This is a genomic window from Yersinia massiliensis, from assembly GCF_003048255.1.
Taxonomy (GTDB): domain Bacteria; phylum Pseudomonadota; class Gammaproteobacteria; order Enterobacterales; family Enterobacteriaceae; genus Yersinia; species Yersinia massiliensis_A.
In genome coordinates this window covers 1,130,449-1,145,921 of sequence record NZ_CP028487.1, presented here as the reverse complement: position 1 = coordinate 1,145,921, position 15,473 = coordinate 1,130,449, and the positions used below count along the sequence as shown (strand labels likewise).

The window sequence follows — 15,473 nt, the reverse complement described above, 5'->3', positions numbered from 1 at the left end:
TGCAATACCTTCAAACCCATCAAGGTCAGTACAGGTTTAAAAAAGGTGACGGCGTTGGGGCTAAGTATACCGTCACCCTTTGGTGATCACTCTCGTCGGTTAAAACTTCAAGCTATCAGCAATTTCTTCTTCACTCTCAGCCTGACGATCAATTTCGTTTTGTGCCTTATTAGCAATAATAACGAACGGCAGATACATCAGTGTAGCAATGCCCAAGTTGAACAAGCTTAATAACATCGCAGCAATACTGCCGTTGGTATTAAAGAATGCCCCCAAACCGACGGGCATGGTCCATGGTGCAATATTGGTGATTGGCGGAATAAAACCTGTGTAATAGGCAATAGAGGTAATGATTGCCAAGACCGGCTGAACCAAAATAAAGGGAATAAAGAACAGCGGGTTCATTATGACCGGTAAACCAAACAGGATAGGTTCGTTAATTTGGAAAATACTCGCCGGTGCGCCCAATTTTGCTACTTGACGATAATCTGCACGACGCGAACCGATAAAGATAGCAATCACAAGTCCTAACGTTGCCCCAGTCCCGCCTAAGAAGATGTAGGAATCAACGAAAGGTTTCGCCCACATATGGAACTCTTTACCTGCGGCTACTGCTGCAGCAACTGAACCATATTGGGTGTAGGTGGCGACGTTTTCTAGCGCAAACGGCATCATGATGCCACTTTCCAGCGCCGATAGGGCCATGGCTCCGTGTATCCCGAAGAACCACAACAGCGAGGAACACATAACATATACCCACCCCACCACACTGCCCATTTTGGATAGTGGTGCTGAAATGGTGTCCATAATGATCTGGTGGAAGTTCGTGCCATACAGCCCTAGGACGTAGGCCAAAACCCCCATGAAGGAAAGAATGATAAACCCTGGGATCAGCGCTGAGAAAGAGCGGGAAACGGACGTTGGCACACTATCCGGCAGGCGAATGATCCAGTTGCGGCGAGTGATAAAGGTAAAGACCTCAGCCACCACTAAACCGATGATAATACCAGAGATAATATTCGCACCACCTAACCAATTAGCCCCCACCGCATAGGCTTCTCCCACGCTATACGGCGTCACGGTCATAAAGGCGGCAATAGCCAGTAACGCCGCAGCAAGAGGGTCGACTTTCTTCTCTTCAGCTAAGGCCATACTGATAAAGAACGGCGTCATTAACGACATAATACCGAGAGTACCGTTATAAACGTTGCCACCGATTGCTTTCAAACCATTGAGCGTAGCGATGGTGTCAGCATCAAGGCGTACGCCCATCGAGAAGAAGAATGACCCCTCACCGAAACTTAAAAACACGTTATTAATCAGAACGAACATCGCCCCTGTCAGGGTCAATGGCATCAACCGAATAAATCCGTTCTTGATAGCATTGATATGTTGCTGTCTGCCAATCTTAATCGCAAAAGGCAAAATGGCCTTTTCCAGAGAATGAATAAATGCGCTCACAGTGCTCCCCTTATTGTTTTGCTTTTTTTATGGCAGCGACAGCCGCTTTTAATACCCCTAAACCATCGACTTTGCCGTACAAGAGCGCATCGATCACTTCAACGGGCTTATGGGGGAACATTTTGGCAATTTCAGGCAACATGTAAGCAATTTGCGGCCCTAATAAAATCACATCAGCCTGAGCGCCATGCTCTGCTGCCATCGCTTCAGGGTAAGCACTGATAACGACGGGTACGTCATATTTTTCTGCTTGTACTTTCATCTTGGAAACCAGTAGCGAGGTGGACATACCGGCAGAACAAAATAGATAAATTTTTTTCTTTTCCATACCCAACACCTTTTGATGTTCAAAAGAAACAAGTTATTTATATGCCAGTGCAATGGTGAATTCCCTTTATCTGTACTTTATCGTGCCCCTTGCCCAGCCCATTGTTTCTGGTTGTCGTCAGTATACGGCGTCGATAGCTAAGCCAGTAATTCACTTCTATCAATAATCGTCTCTAATTGACTTCTGACATTGATGCCCTTCACATTTCTCAGTGATTACAATGTGATGCTTATCGCAAAATTGTTATTTTTTTGCTCGGCGAATTAAGTTTAATTCATTTACATTTCATATGCTTAATTTTATTTGAGAAAAGTAGTCGACCAATCTGCGGCGAAAAAAATGCATTAAAATCAGTGATGAGACAAATTAGTCATGCTTATTGATTGGAGAATTATCCTAGCGAAGTTTTTCACTCTTTGGCAGGGATTGAGTGACAGAGTTTTATGCAGGGAGAGTAGGACATTTTGACGCTTCACATGTTAGTACGTCGTTATCATGGGGTCACAAATACTCAATACGTTGACGCCATTATTAGCTGAATACCCATTAATATTCTAAAGTTAACAGGTGTTTACCTATTGAAGGAGTGACTGATGACGGTATTCGGCAATATCACACCGATCCATAGACGCAGATTAATGTGCGTAGGATGGCAATCATCAACCTTGAAATTCGCAGTATTGGCGTTATTCAGCTTGGTGATTTCGATGTCAGCCATTGCGGCACCCGCCGTGACGGTAACGGAATTACAACGCGGCTTAGATCACCCGTGGTCACTGGCCTTCTTGCCTGATAATGGCGGTATTTTAATTACCGAGCGTTCTGGGCAACTACGTTTGTGGCAACCAGGGAAAGCGATTTCAGCACCGTTAAAAGGGGTACCCACCGTCTATGCCAAAGGGCAAGGTGGCTTATTGGAAGTGGCGCTATCACCTAAGTTCTCTCAGGACCGCCGCGTATACCTCAGTTTTGCAGAAGCAGGAAAAGACGGAAAAGCAGGTACCGCCGTGGGCTATGGCCGCCTTAACCCACAGGGCACGGCTATTGACGATTTCACCGCATTTTTCCGTCAGCAGCCGAAGCTATCTACTGGCAACCACTTTGGTGGAAAATTGGCTTTTGATGATAAAGACCATATTTTTATCACGCTAGGCGAGAATAATCAGCGCCCAACCGCTCAGGATCTGAGTTTGCACCAAGGTAAAATTGTTCGTCTCACACTCGATGGGAAAGTGCCGACAGATAATCCTTTTGCCAATCGTCCTCCGGCAAAACCCGAAATCTGGTCCTATGGCCATCGTAATCCACAAGGATTGGCCTTAAACCCTTGGAGTGGAGTGATGTGGGCAAATGAACATGGCCCTAAAGGAGGCGATGAAGTGAATATCCCAGAGGCAGGGAAAAACTACGGCTGGCCACTTGCGACCCACGGCGTGAACTATTCAGGCTTAGCGATTCCCGAAGCCAAAGGCACGCATGTCGATGGCACTGAGCAGCCCATTTATTATTGGGAGAAATCACCTGGGATCAGTGGAATGGCTTTCTATGATAACCCCCGTTTTCCTAGCTGGCAGCATTCACTCTTTATCGGCGCGTTAGCGCAAGAGGCATTGATTCGCCTGCAATTGGAAGGCGATAAAGTGATTTCAGAGGAACGGTTGCTGGAAGACCGTGGTGAACGAATTCGCGATGTTCGCGTGGGGCCTGACGGCTATCTTTATGTCTTAACCGATGAGCGTGACGGTAAGTTGCTGAAAGTCGGCCTCGACACAAAATAGCCAAATCTTAGCGCTTGTATTTGTACTACAATTATTCTGATTCTAACGAATGGCCATTGAGGGCTTTGTTATGACAGCAATAGATGTAATGTGGGTAGGATTGGGTGGCGGTATCGGTTCTCTTTTACGGTGGTGGATAGGGTTAGGCGTTGGAAAGATATATAAAGGCAATTTCCCACTCGGCACTTTTCTGATCAATATCTCCGGTGCATTTGTAATTGGCTACCTGAGTATTCTATTTAGCGTGGATTGGCGTGATCGTTACGGTGATTTCATGAATGCAGCGATCTTAACCGGCATTTTAGGCGGCTATACCACCTTCAGTAGCATGCAATTAGATGCAGCAAAATTGGCAACTGCCCGCAGTCGAGCCATTGCAGCCGGATATCTGATTATTTCTGTCGTGGTCGGTCTAATTGCCGCAGCATTCGGTGCTTGGTTAGCTTATTGATCGAGTCACGGACTAATTCATAGGAAAATGCTATGCCAAATCTTATTATTCTCGTTTTTGTTGGTGGGGCTTTTGGTGCCATGTGCCGTGAATTCATTATGCTATCAGTACCCAGATTAGCGGATGGATTCCCGATGGATATCTTTGTCGCCAATATCATCGCGGCATTTTTATTAGGACTAGCCACCTCTCTGTTTAAAAAAGATATTATTAATCAGTATGTGCATCTGATGGTTGGTACGGGGATTATGGGGGGGCTTTCCACATTCTCCAGCTTTGTATTTGGTGCTGTGGAAATGATGAAAAACCCGACGGGCGTATTGGTTTCAATCTGCTATTTGGTGATAAGCCTTATTGTCGGTTTTATTGCGGTCGAGCTGGGCTTAATGGTCGGGCCAAAAGAGAAGCCCAAAGATCCACAAGCCGCCGTTGAATAACGCCAATGACTTATTAATCCGCATAAAAAAACACCCGAGACAGCTGATAAAGTGCTCATTGCACAGAGGACAAGCAGATCGTAAAGACGCCGTAAAATCATCCCTGATGGCTCGAGCCATCCTTGGTGCGGACGCTTTACTCTTCTGCCTGCCCTCACCGTTCTAGGTCGAGTCATCGATGTTTGTCAGCATTGACTCGTTCAGAACGGCACTAATCCAACTTCTGACATTTACCGAAGAACATTTCTGTAATCAGCGAGTTATTAATGGTGTCGCCGTTCAGGGTTCTCACTAGAATTTCACTGCCTAATAATGGCAATGAGAAAACCATATCTGGGTTAACTCGTTTTACTTTTTCCACGTTCTGCGTTTCATTGACCAGTGCCAGTGTCTTGGTCCCCTCTCCTGCAATTTCTTTGGCGGCCAGAATAATAAAGGTGTTATCAGCATCGCTGTTGCACAAGGCAATGATATATTTCGCCTTGGCAGCACCGGCCAGCTTCAATGTTGCAACCGAAGAGGGATCACCTTCGATGATATCGGTATGGGGCGGAAAATTATGTTGGCTACCGACGGCACAAACGACCGTGACATCATCACCTCGGTCACGAAGACCATTATAGACATTCAGCGCCAAGGAACCGGAACCAACAATAATAAAATGATTTTTACGTTCCACGTGAGAAATCCTACCTTTGACTATGCGTTTAATATTATTACTGATGATCGGACCGGCAACAGAAGCAATCGACGTCGCAAAGACCGTAATACCAGCAATAATCACCGTAAGAGTAAACATTCTCGCGACAGTAGTATGCGGAATAATATCCCCGAACCCCACTGTGGACATACAAACGATGGCGAAATAAAAGGCCGTCGGTAAATCGGTCACAACAGGCGCGAATTCATCGCCCATATAAAGTGTGCCCAACATGCTATAGACGATTAATGAAAAAATACTCGCGATCGCAAAGAATGTTGCACTGCCGAGACTGTAGTGGTCAAACTCTCGCCAATAGAATATCAGCGCGACAATGACAATAATGGAATAAGTCGTCAGCTTATTCTGATCTTTCAGAATAAAGATATTGATGGCCACCAACGTAAACAGCAATAATACGGTCAAAAACCATGCTGTACGGATCTTCATCGATACTGCGAATGCCATCAGTATCAATAGTAGACCGATGATAAACTGTGGGATCTCAAATAAATCAAGAAAACTTAGCGCCTCCTTCCATGTACTAAAATTCTCTATTGCCTCGGTTGAATGAGTAATCGCCCGAAAAAGCACGGGGCTTAAAACCAAAAGCCCATTAATGGCCACTAAAATAGCCAATAAAAGCGGTATTGATACCTTAGTCTTAATTTCCTGTAATATTTTCATCAATAAAGTGACTAAAATTGTTATAGGTAAATAAAGTATAGATAATAAATGAGATATTTCATCTTAAAAGACTCTTTTTTTGACAAAAATCAAAAGGTAAGTTTATCTAACACTATGATGGAAACATTAACTCATAGTCTTCTAATATTTGCATTGAGAAATCAAAGAGACCAATCATTTATTTAAAGCTAGATTTACAGGTTGTAAAGCCCTCTATACTTATTCAATATTGAAATAATAAGTCAAATAATTGGCATAAGTGCCCATCATGGACAATAATATACTCGCACTCCGGCAGATAATGCTGCTGGCGTTCTCATTGTTGAGTGATATTCATCACCCTTAATTTAATGCTGGAAATATTCAACAGTATTGAAAAGATAAATAAGGAAATAAGCATGTCCTACAAATCACTTCGTAATATTGCATTGACTGGTTTATTACTTTCCGCTGCCGCAACAAGTTTTGCAGCAACCACTAAAGCAACAACAACGACCCCGAGTGATATGACCTGCAAAGAGTTCCTGGATCTGAATCCAAAGTCATTTACTCCTGTCGTTTATTGGGTATTGAATGATAATACTCAGTACAAACAAGGCGATTATGTTGATTTGCATGAAACTGACACTATCGTGACACCGAAAGTCGTTGAGGTCTGTAAAAAGGCACCTGAGAGTAAACTGTCTGAAATTAAGCAAGATATTCTAGGTTTTGCGAAAAAACACATGTAACTTAACACAATAGACTTAATCAATCAGGCGCTTATATCTTGTATAAGCGCCTGATTGTTTTTAGTGTTCTATTTAATTAATCATGAGTTAACGAGTGATACTCAAATTATCATAACCACGAACATAGTAATTAACGGCGGAAATCAACCAGCAGAGAATAAACATCCCAATAATCCAATAGCCTATCTCCCCCATATTCTCGCTAATATTATTGATAGGTGTCCAAATGCCGCCAGTGAGACTCAGTTTATCGGCGATTAATCCCAACGCTTCTATGCCACCAATAAAGAAAGCGATAATAACGGAAGCGGCTGTAATGGTAATGTTGTAATACAATTTCCGTACCGGTTTAGAAAATGCCCAACCATAAGCACCTATCATCACAAAATTATCGAGTGAATCGATCAATGCCATCCCAGCAGCAAATAAAATGGGGAAGACCATAATCGACCATAAATTCATGCCATGGGTCGCACTGGCAGCCGAAATACCTAACACCCCAATCTCAGTAGCGGTATCAAACCCCAAGCCAAATAAAAAACCAACCGGATACATATGCCAGCTTTTATTGACCATATTAAAGACACGCTTAAACAGTCTGGCTAAGACTCCGCCATTATTCGCCACCAGTAAATCGAGCTCTTCATCTTGGTAAACTTTGCCCGCTTTGACTTGCTTGAATTTTTTGTACACTGATATCAGGATGGTCAAATTAAGAAAGGCGAACAATAGCAAAAAGAGGGATGAAACCAAGGTGCCAATCAAGCCGCCCGTTTCATGGAACCACGTCATATTATTTTTAAATGCCATTGCTGTCGCAGCAATGGCTAATGAAGCTAATATGACGATGGTGGAATGACCAAGAGAAAAGAATGTCCCAACGGCGATCGGCGTTTTACCCTGCTGCATCAATTTTCGTGTGACGTTATCAATGGCGGCAATATGGTCAGCATCAACTGCATGACGTAAACCAAAGCTATAAGCCAGAAACGCCATCCCCATCAATACTGCATTATTATTGAATTCAATAAATGCCCAAACCCATGCCAGAGCGTTAACAACCACTAATCCAATCAGTAAGTAGATAGCACGAAGCTTTGTCTCCCGATTGCCAAATGCGCTGGTTCTCTCTATTCCTGTCGCCATGTTTGTACTCCAGAATAATATCGTTATTGTCTGTGCGCCGGCATGACATCTTTATTAGGAACCAGGAATAACCATGAAGCGAGAACAAAAGGCATTGTGAGGGTCGGAATACCGATCGGGGACAATAATATGTTCAGGGCACCCTGCACGATAACCGTGAAAATAACGCCGATAATGGTATAAGCCAATACACGCCAACTGGGTTTATTGAAGGTTGAACCCAGCGCAATTGCAGTTAATACCGCACTGAATGCATACATGCCAGCATCAATACTGCTCGGGTCCGCGCCAAGGAACATGGCAGTGAAAATAGCAAGAATTGAACCGCCGATAGCAAAGACCGCAGCCCAGAGTGATTCCACGGCTAGCCCAATGACAAAGAGAATGCCGCCAACCAAGCTACTGAGTAAGAACACCTCAGAAATACCATTAAACAGGGTGACAAAAATATTAGCACCCGTCGCTGTTCCCGCCGCTAAAACAAATGGGTGCGGGAGTGCAGGCGTGGGTAATCCACTGCTATGCAAACCGGCAAAGGCGTAGCTGGCCAGCAATATCATCCAAGTCGTTAAAACAAAAGGGGCTGTTAATGCTGCGACTTTCCACGTTTTTAAAATGTCGGCAATACAAGCCATGACGATAACCGACACAATGCTGCCCAAGATAATACAGGCCCAAACCACCGGTGTAGCGACCAAAAATGTCGGTAACGCCGCGCCAACTAGGCAGCCGTTATAGCCGTATAATCCAGAGCGCCAAGAGGCGCGATCACGCATGGTGAGCCCAGTGAGTGTCGCCACCGCCGTCCCCAACACACAACCGAAGGCGACTGCCGGATTCCCTTCACCGTAAGCACCCACAAATATAGCGATAAAAAAGAATAACCCCGTCAATGGGTTATTTTGGAACATAACCTGAGCACAGCCGCGCAGTGTTGTATCGATAAATTCAATGAAAACATTCGAATTGCTGAGCTGCGCCCAGCCAGATAAATTGCCGGTTTTAGTATTCATCATGTTTACCTTTCTAACTTAAAGTTGCATGCAGCCATACCGGTATCCATGAAACTGGATACCGTTGGGTTACACTTAGCGCCACAAGAATTTTTCCGGCAATGTCACACCCAGAATTTCCTCACGCGCTATCTTCCAAAATTGCCTGATTTCTTCTTTAACACCTGCGCTATCGATACCCAGTGCTTTAAACACGATGCCGCAGTCATTAGGTAAGCGTGTCGCACCACTGGCAATACCGCCCTTGATATCAAAACGCGCCGGAACCCGCGCTAAAATGCGATCATGATGCTCTTTTGGCGTCAATAAAATCACGTTACCAAAGGCATCAAATGACTGCATAACACCAATGGCATCAAGGCTCTCGGTCTTTGGCTCTAACACATACTTTTCAACAAACAGCTCTTTACCCGCCAAATGGTGAGCAGCGACTCGGGATGAATAGACATCGAAACCGAAACGTTCATCCTCGTGGTGATATTTACGTCCTGATATCAACACTTCTGAATAAATTGCCGTCGCCGTCGGATGAATATTAATGGTGGTATCGGTGATAAACCGTGAATTCCGATGAGGGATCAATGGGTCCGGCATAAACTCCAAATAGCCCCCCTCTTCTACCCTGAAGTTTTGAATTTGTGACGCGTAATTGGCATTCATCATATGAACTTTAGTGGCCGACTGAGTGGTGACATGGGCGCAAGCGCCTGCTTCCACGTGTACATCTGTTGCCAGCCGATCACCTTGCAGAATGCACCCTGATGTTGAAATCATGGTGACACAGGGTAATTCGGGCATTTCTTCATCCCAATACAACGCTTTTTGCACCATCGAGGGCACCCGCCGTTCCATTTCTGCCAAAATACTGCGGTGCTCACGTTTAACAAATCTCAGGTAAAGATAGCCACTTTTTCCTACGGCCCCGCTACGCATTTGCGCCGGTTCGTCCTGATATTCCGCGAGTTCAGGCGCGTGAGTCCCTAATGCGTGAGCACGAACCCGTGAAGGTGTTTCCACGATATTCTGGCTCTGGAATGTCATGCATTCGCTCCTTGCGGTTGTACGTGAGTAAATAAGAAGTCACGCATAATCATGTCCACCAACTCTTCAATGCCCTGCCCAGTTTTGCAGTTGGTCAAAATATAGGGGCGCTCACCGCGGACCACTTTGGTATCACTTTCCATCACATCCAAACTCGCCCCAACGTAAGGTGCCAAGTCGATTTTATTAATGACTAAGATGTCTGCCTGAACTAAGCCTGGACCGTTTTTACGCGGGATCTTTTCCCCTTCGGCCACATCGATAACATAGATATAGAAGTCTGCTAGCGCAGGGCTGAACGTCAGTGTCAGGTTATCGCCGCCACTTTCAATCATAATCAGGTCGCTGTCAGGGAAGCGTTCTTCCATCTCTTCTACCGCGGCGATGTTCATACTCGGGTCTTCACGTACCGCGGTGTGTGGGCAAGCTCCGGTTTCCACCCCGAGGATCTTTTCCTCTTCCAAAATGCCTTTCAGTGTCCGTTTTACTTGCTTAGCATCTTCAGTGGTGACGATATCGTTGGTAATAATGAGTGGCTTAATGCCCCGCTTAATCAAAATAGGGGTGATCACTTCAATAATGGCGGTCTTACCTGACCCCACCGGGCCACCAATACCAATGCGAGTAATCTTTTTGCGTTTATCGGTTGAATGGCTATTCACGGAGTAATCCTCTTCGTTTTTATCTGATATTGCCTATGCGCCAAGTGAACACGTTCACTCAACACTCAGAATTCATTGTGTATCGGGAGCCTCGCCATAAATGGCGGCTCAATTACTAAAGAGACGAACGTGTGCCTTCACATGCACCGCCGCCAACACATCCACAATAGGGACATAAGATGACATCTGATTGATATCGCCAATCTCGGCAATATCGCAAAATGTCTCAATGTCATGGTTCAACTCAAACAGAATGTGCTGAGTATCGAAATGGGTAACGCGCATCAAACGCATGGCCGCACTCAGAATGGTCATCGCCACACCGTATTGATGCATCACCACCACTTCACGTTGCCCTATTCCTTGAGCAGCCATCACCACCGCTTGAGTGACCGGATACGTCCCGGCAGCGTTGCCGCTTTTGATCTGCTCCAGCCACCAGCTAATCAGTGGATGCTCCACCACGTGGATTGACATCTCTGCCAGCTTTTTCCCCATACGGGTCGCCATTAAGCGGCTTTCTTCATTGAGCTTGCGGTTATTCACGGCCCAATCAGCACGGATGATGCCATCCCTATCATCGGCCATCACGGCACGGTGGGCGGCTACCACCCCCATCCCATCACAACTGGCGGCCTGTTTAAGCGCCGTCAGGACAAAACCTTTTAATGTCGCCACATCATGAACGACGCCGGTCTGAATGGCGGATTCCACGCCATTGGAAAACGTAAAGGCCCCGACCGGCAGTACGGAATCACCAAATTGCATAATACGAATGAGATCTGATGCGTTCATCGCGGTGCCCTCATTCCTAATCAGTGTTTATGGTCGTGATCATGGTCGCTATGACTGTGATCATGGCCGTGGTCATGGTCATGACTATGCCCGTCGCCATGGGAGTGAATGGCGTGAATATGCAGACCGGAACCATGGGGTTCATCTAGAGGGCTGGCGACATGAACGTGAGTATCCGTATCTTCCGCGCCACCAAACAGCAGCCGAGCTTCTGAGTTACTTAACAGGGGAAGAATTTCTGCGCCTTTTACAAAACGGAAAGGAAGATGCTGGAAGCCATGAGTTCTCATCACTGAATCCATCATGGTGGTGGCTACGGTCAGCGGTACATACACCTCATTATTTTTGGTGACCGCTTTCCAATGCTGATTACCCAACGCATGTCCCAGTTCAAAGCAGGTCTTAATCAATTCATCTGTTGAACGGCTTTTCAACTCGCTAAGATCAATCACCATGACATCACGCAAATTGATCTGTACCACCACAGCAACACGACTTTCTTCATCCCAAGCCAGCACATCACCATCGGCAAGTACAACATTTCGATCGAGAGAAATCCCCAAATCCAAACCTTGTGTACTGGCTTTACGGCAGCGACTTTTTTGCGCTTCCCGCTGATCCAATACCAAGAAGTCTAAAGTGGCACCTTTGAGTTTTTCCTGCCAAACCGGATCTTTTTTTACATTGCCAAGAATGTGTTCTATCAAAATCATGTTGTCACTCCTTGCGTTTATCCATTGCCAGTCGTCAGTTGCCCACAGTCATGAAATCCGTTTCTGTGCCACACATCCCCGTCATTGTTGGTCGCCCCATCCAAAGACGAGATGACACTGACCATGGGCAAGCTGAATTCTGAAAGGGACGGGCCCGTCAAATCGAGAGGCCACGTCCAACAACATCAGCCGACGTGTCTGTGAACCAAAGAAACGTCGGTATCAACCAAAGGCATCAACCAAAGAAATAGCGCTGGTTCATAGAGGCTGTTTCAATCGGATCACAGGTGGCATGTACGCCATCCACTTTCACCGCAAAGGTCTCAGGGTCCACTTCAATATTTGGTGTTTGGTCATTACGCACTAAATCGCGTTTAGAGATGGTTCGGCAGTTTTTAACCGCCATCACTTGGCGATCCAGCCCAGCTTTCTCTTTCACACCATCTTCTAGTGCAGCCTGAGAGACAAACGTAACGCAGGTGTCTTGCATGGTTTTACCCAGGGCGCCAAACATTGGACGATAGAACACCGGCTGAGGGGTCGGTAATGAGGCATTTGGATCCCCCATTGCTGCCCAGTTAATCATGCCGCCTTTGATAACCAGTTTTGGTTTAGCACCAAAGAAGCGAGGATCCCACAGCACCAAATCGGCCATTTTGCCCACTTCAACTGAACCGATGACATGGCTAACACCTTGTGCAATCGCTGGGTTAATGGTGATTTTCGCGACATAACGCAGTACGCGGAAGTTGTCGTTGTTGGCATCATCTTCTGGCAATTTACCGCGAGACGCTTTCATCGCATTCGCAGTTTGTATAATGCGCAACCAGTTTTCCCCCACACGCCCCATGGCTTGAGAGTCACTGGAGAACATGGAGATAACCCCCATATCGTGCAGGACGTTTTCTGCTGCGATGGTTTCCGGCCGCACGCGACTTTCCGCGAAGGAAACGTCCGCTGGCACATTCGGGTTGAGGTTATGGCACACCATGATCATGTCGAACAGCTCAGCTTGGCTGTTAACACCATACGGCAGTGTTGGGTTAGTGGAACTTGGTAGTACGTTCATTTGGCTGGCAACGCGGATAATATCCGGCGCATGGCCCCCACCCGCCCCTTCGGTATGGAACGTATGGATAGTGCGGCCTTCGAAAGCATCAATAGTATCTTCCACATAGCCACATTCGTTCAGACTGTCGGTGTGCACGGATACTTGAATATCCATCTCGTCAGCCATCCGCAATGAATGTCGAATAGCGTTAGCCGTCGCGCCCCAGTCTTCGTGAACTTTAAAGCCCACCACGCCAGCAACCGCTTGTTCTATCAATGGACCACGGCCAAAGGCATTACCTTTCCCGAGAAAACCGACGTTGATCGGTAGACCTTCAGCGGAACGTAGCATCTGGCGGATGTTCCATGGGCCTGGTGTCACCGTGGTGCCGTTGGTGCCATCGGTTGGGCCAATCCCGCCGCCGAAGAAGGTCGCCACGCCATTGGATAACGCATGGTAAGCCTGTTGAGGTGAAATAAAATGAATGTGTGAGTCGATACCTGCGGCGGTAAGAATCAAGTGCTCACCTGAAATCGCATCGGTACTCACACCGACGACCAGACCCGGTGTCACGCCATCCATCACACCGGGGTTACCACTTTTACCGATACCGACAATTTTACCATCACGGACCCCCACGTCGGCTTTCACCACACCCAGACGAGCATCCACAATGGTAACGTTGGTAATCACTAAATCCAGAACACCATTATCACGGGTCAGTTGGTTATTCGCGCCCATCCCGTCACGCAGGGATTTCCCCCCACCGTAAACCGACTCTTCACCATATCCGCGCAGGTCTTTTTCGATTTCGATAAATAGATTGGTGTCACCCAACCGGATTTTATCGCCCGTCGTTGGGCCAAATAGACCCGCGTATTCTTGCCGAGAAATTTGAGGCATCTGTCGCTCCTTTCTTTTTCCGGTGCGTGTCATGGTTTTTTCATCACACGTCTGCGAATTTCGATGATTTGCTAGATAGATAACGTTTTATTTAGACGATTTAAAACCACGTGCAGCCGCTCGGCGGATAGCTTCAAGCTTATCTGGGCGCTCACTATTCGGCACCACGCCTTCACCGGTCCAGCCATCGACCAGATTGTTAAAACCGTACAGGGTTTGTTTACCACCGTAAGGAATCAACGAAACTTCAGTTTCATCGCCGGGTTCAAAACGGATTGCGGTGGTTGAGGAGATATTCAGGCGTTTGCCATAGGCCGCAGCACGATCAAATTCCAGTGCGCGGTTAACTTCAAAAAAGTGGAAATGTGAGCCTATCTGAATAGGGCGGTCACCGGTATTACGTACTTTGACTTTGGTAACGGGCTTATTTTCATTAAACGTGATCGGGGCGTCAGCTAAAATACAGCCACCCAGTGGGGTATTTGTTTCTGACGTCGCTTTAGTACTTTTCTTCGCGCTCATGCTTTAATCCTCTACATTAATCAGTTCAGGTTTTACTCGCATGCTGCCATGACTTATTTAATTGGATCGTGCACCGTAACCAAACGGCTTCCGTCAGTAAAAATGGCTTCAACCTGAACGTTCGGGATCAGATCAGCTACCCCATCCATCACATCATCTTTAGTCAGAACTTTACTGGCTTCTTTCATCACATCTTCTACGGATTTGCCATCTCTGGCCCCTTCCATTGCAGTCACTGTAATAATCGAAACAGCTTCCGGATAATTAAGTTTCAAGCCACGCGCTTTGCGTTTGAACGCCACATCAGACAGCGTGTAGATCATGAGCTTTTCAACTTCTCTTGGGGTGAGCTGCATAAGCCCTCCTGTATCGTGTTAAGAAAGTGAAAGTGAGAAAATAACGTACTGAAAATGACAAATAACCACGATGACACCGCTGTAAATAACAACAGCTAGAGTGAGTCGAGGTTATCCTGTTAAATCAATTTGTATGATGATTTGTTTCGGTGAGTTTTTTTTACCGCTTTTCGTTATTTCAATCAATAAGAAACTTGCGTTCAGTAATAATTTTTTACTAAAACAAAAATGAGTGACTGTAATAATCCACAGTAAGGCATGCAGGAAAAAATCGATTAAACGTTTGCCTTGTCTAGCGAATGCCATAACTTATGAATCCTTTTATTTCACACGGGATTTCGATATAACATTTCTGTAACAGTCAGCTATAAATCAATAAGTTGCCGTAAAAACATAGCCTTTAATCAATATAGACTAAAATTCTGTAAAGGGATCATTAATTATCAATTTAAAATTAATCGCGCCATGAAAAATAAAAATAAACTTAAATATCAGAATATTATGAGGTTATCCTAGTGTATTTAGGCTCATAAAAAATTAAGTTATAGAGATCTGAAAAGTACATTTTCCCCATAGCCAAATAAGACCATGATCTTAATCAACGTGATTAAAATAATCAGCCAAGAAATACTCTTGTAGTAGCTAATTATCACGCTGATTTATTAAGCGATGGTTAAAATTATCTTATCAATTATTAT

General features: G+C 45.6%; 17 protein-coding genes. 4 read left to right on the top strand and 13 right to left on the bottom strand.

Annotation, left to right across the window (positions count from 1 at the left end; all coding sequences use genetic code 11):
- Window positions 1-99 precede the first annotated feature (99 nt).
- Both chbC and DA391_RS05255 read right to left on the bottom strand, forming a co-directional pair.
- Window positions 100-1,461 carry a PTS N,N'-diacetylchitobiose transporter subunit IIC gene (gene chbC, locus DA391_RS05260; protein WP_050082096.1) on the bottom strand — a complete coding sequence of 454 codons (1,362 nt, stop codon included), beginning with the start codon at window positions 1,459-1,461 and terminating at the stop codon, window positions 100-102.
- 10 nt (window positions 1,462-1,471) lie between these two features.
- Window positions 1,472-1,789 carry a PTS sugar transporter subunit IIB gene (locus DA391_RS05255; protein ID WP_057644683.1) on the bottom strand — a complete coding sequence of 106 codons (318 nt, stop codon included), beginning with the start codon at window positions 1,787-1,789 and terminating at the stop codon, window positions 1,472-1,474.
- Window positions 1,790-2,382: 593 nt separating this feature from the next.
- On the opposite strand from DA391_RS05255, the gene DA391_RS05250 reads away from it, so the two are divergent.
- The 3 genes from DA391_RS05250 (at window position 2,383) to crcB (DA391_RS05240) (ending at window position 4,455) form a co-directional block, all read left to right on the top strand.
- Window positions 2,383-3,567 (top strand): PQQ-dependent sugar dehydrogenase, encoded by a 1,185-nt coding sequence (locus DA391_RS05250; protein ID WP_409994403.1) that lies wholly within the window; start codon window positions 2,383-2,385, stop codon window positions 3,565-3,567.
- Between the two features lie 70 nt (window positions 3,568-3,637).
- A complete protein-coding gene (crcB, locus tag DA391_RS05245) occupies window positions 3,638-4,018 on the top strand; it encodes a fluoride efflux transporter CrcB (protein ID WP_042806907.1) in 381 nt (126 codons plus the stop codon).
- Between the two features lie 32 nt (window positions 4,019-4,050).
- A complete protein-coding gene (crcB, locus tag DA391_RS05240) occupies window positions 4,051-4,455 on the top strand; it encodes a fluoride efflux transporter CrcB (protein ID WP_019212257.1) in 405 nt (134 codons plus the stop codon).
- A gap of 211 nt (window positions 4,456-4,666) precedes the next feature.
- On the opposite strand, the gene kch is transcribed toward crcB (DA391_RS05240), so the two are convergent.
- Complete coding sequence (gene kch / locus DA391_RS05235; protein WP_050082101.1) at window positions 4,667-5,842, bottom strand: voltage-gated potassium channel protein; 1,176 nt, start codon at window positions 5,840-5,842, stop codon at window positions 4,667-4,669.
- Between the two features lie 398 nt (window positions 5,843-6,240).
- Between kch and hdeB the strand changes: the two genes are divergently transcribed.
- Window positions 6,241-6,573, top strand: coding sequence for an acid-activated periplasmic chaperone HdeB (gene hdeB / locus DA391_RS05230; protein ID WP_019212260.1), 333 nt, complete (start codon window positions 6,241-6,243; stop codon window positions 6,571-6,573).
- An 87-nt stretch (window positions 6,574-6,660) separates the two neighbouring features.
- On the opposite strand, the gene DA391_RS05225 is transcribed toward hdeB, so the two are convergent.
- From DA391_RS05225 to DA391_RS05180, 10 genes are all read right to left on the bottom strand, one after another.
- Complete coding sequence (locus DA391_RS05225) at window positions 6,661-7,719, bottom strand: HoxN/HupN/NixA family nickel/cobalt transporter (protein WP_050287091.1); 1,059 nt, start codon at window positions 7,717-7,719, stop codon at window positions 6,661-6,663.
- A 23-nt stretch (window positions 7,720-7,742) separates the two neighbouring features.
- Complete coding sequence (gene yut / locus DA391_RS05220; protein WP_049607983.1) at window positions 7,743-8,732, bottom strand: urea transporter; 990 nt, start codon at window positions 8,730-8,732, stop codon at window positions 7,743-7,745.
- Between the two features lie 75 nt (window positions 8,733-8,807).
- Complete coding sequence (locus tag DA391_RS05215; protein ID WP_108087421.1) at window positions 8,808-9,773, bottom strand: urease accessory protein UreD; 966 nt, start codon at window positions 9,771-9,773, stop codon at window positions 8,808-8,810.
- Entirely contained in the window at window positions 9,770-10,435 is a 666-nt protein-coding gene (gene ureG / locus DA391_RS05210) for an urease accessory protein UreG (protein WP_050082107.1), read from the bottom strand. Before ureG ends, DA391_RS05215 begins: the two co-directional genes overlap by 4 nt.
- Before the next feature lie 108 nt (window positions 10,436-10,543).
- Window positions 10,544-11,230: an urease accessory protein UreF gene (locus DA391_RS05205; RefSeq protein WP_019212265.1), complete on the bottom strand. Its 687-nt coding sequence runs from the start codon at window positions 11,228-11,230 to the stop codon at window positions 10,544-10,546.
- A 20-nt stretch (window positions 11,231-11,250) separates the two neighbouring features.
- The gene (gene ureE / locus DA391_RS05200) at window positions 11,251-11,943 is read right to left on the bottom strand and encodes an urease accessory protein UreE (RefSeq protein WP_050082108.1); all 693 of its coding nucleotides are present in this window, start codon (window positions 11,941-11,943) and stop codon (window positions 11,251-11,253) included.
- Between the two features lie 235 nt (window positions 11,944-12,178).
- Complete coding sequence (locus DA391_RS05195) at window positions 12,179-13,897, bottom strand: urease subunit alpha (RefSeq protein ID WP_049607991.1); 1,719 nt, start codon at window positions 13,895-13,897, stop codon at window positions 12,179-12,181.
- An 87-nt stretch (window positions 13,898-13,984) separates the two neighbouring features.
- A complete protein-coding gene (gene ureB, locus DA391_RS05190; RefSeq protein WP_050082110.1) occupies window positions 13,985-14,419 on the bottom strand; it encodes an urease subunit beta in 435 nt (144 codons plus the stop codon).
- A 53-nt stretch (window positions 14,420-14,472) separates the two neighbouring features.
- Window positions 14,473-14,775 (bottom strand): urease subunit gamma, encoded by a 303-nt coding sequence (locus DA391_RS05185; protein WP_002215288.1) that lies wholly within the window; start codon window positions 14,773-14,775, stop codon window positions 14,473-14,475.
- 111 nt (window positions 14,776-14,886) lie between these two features.
- The gene (locus DA391_RS05180; RefSeq protein ID WP_050082111.1) at window positions 14,887-15,081 is read right to left on the bottom strand and encodes a hypothetical protein; all 195 of its coding nucleotides are present in this window, start codon (window positions 15,079-15,081) and stop codon (window positions 14,887-14,889) included.
- Window positions 15,082-15,473: the final 392 nt, after the last annotated feature.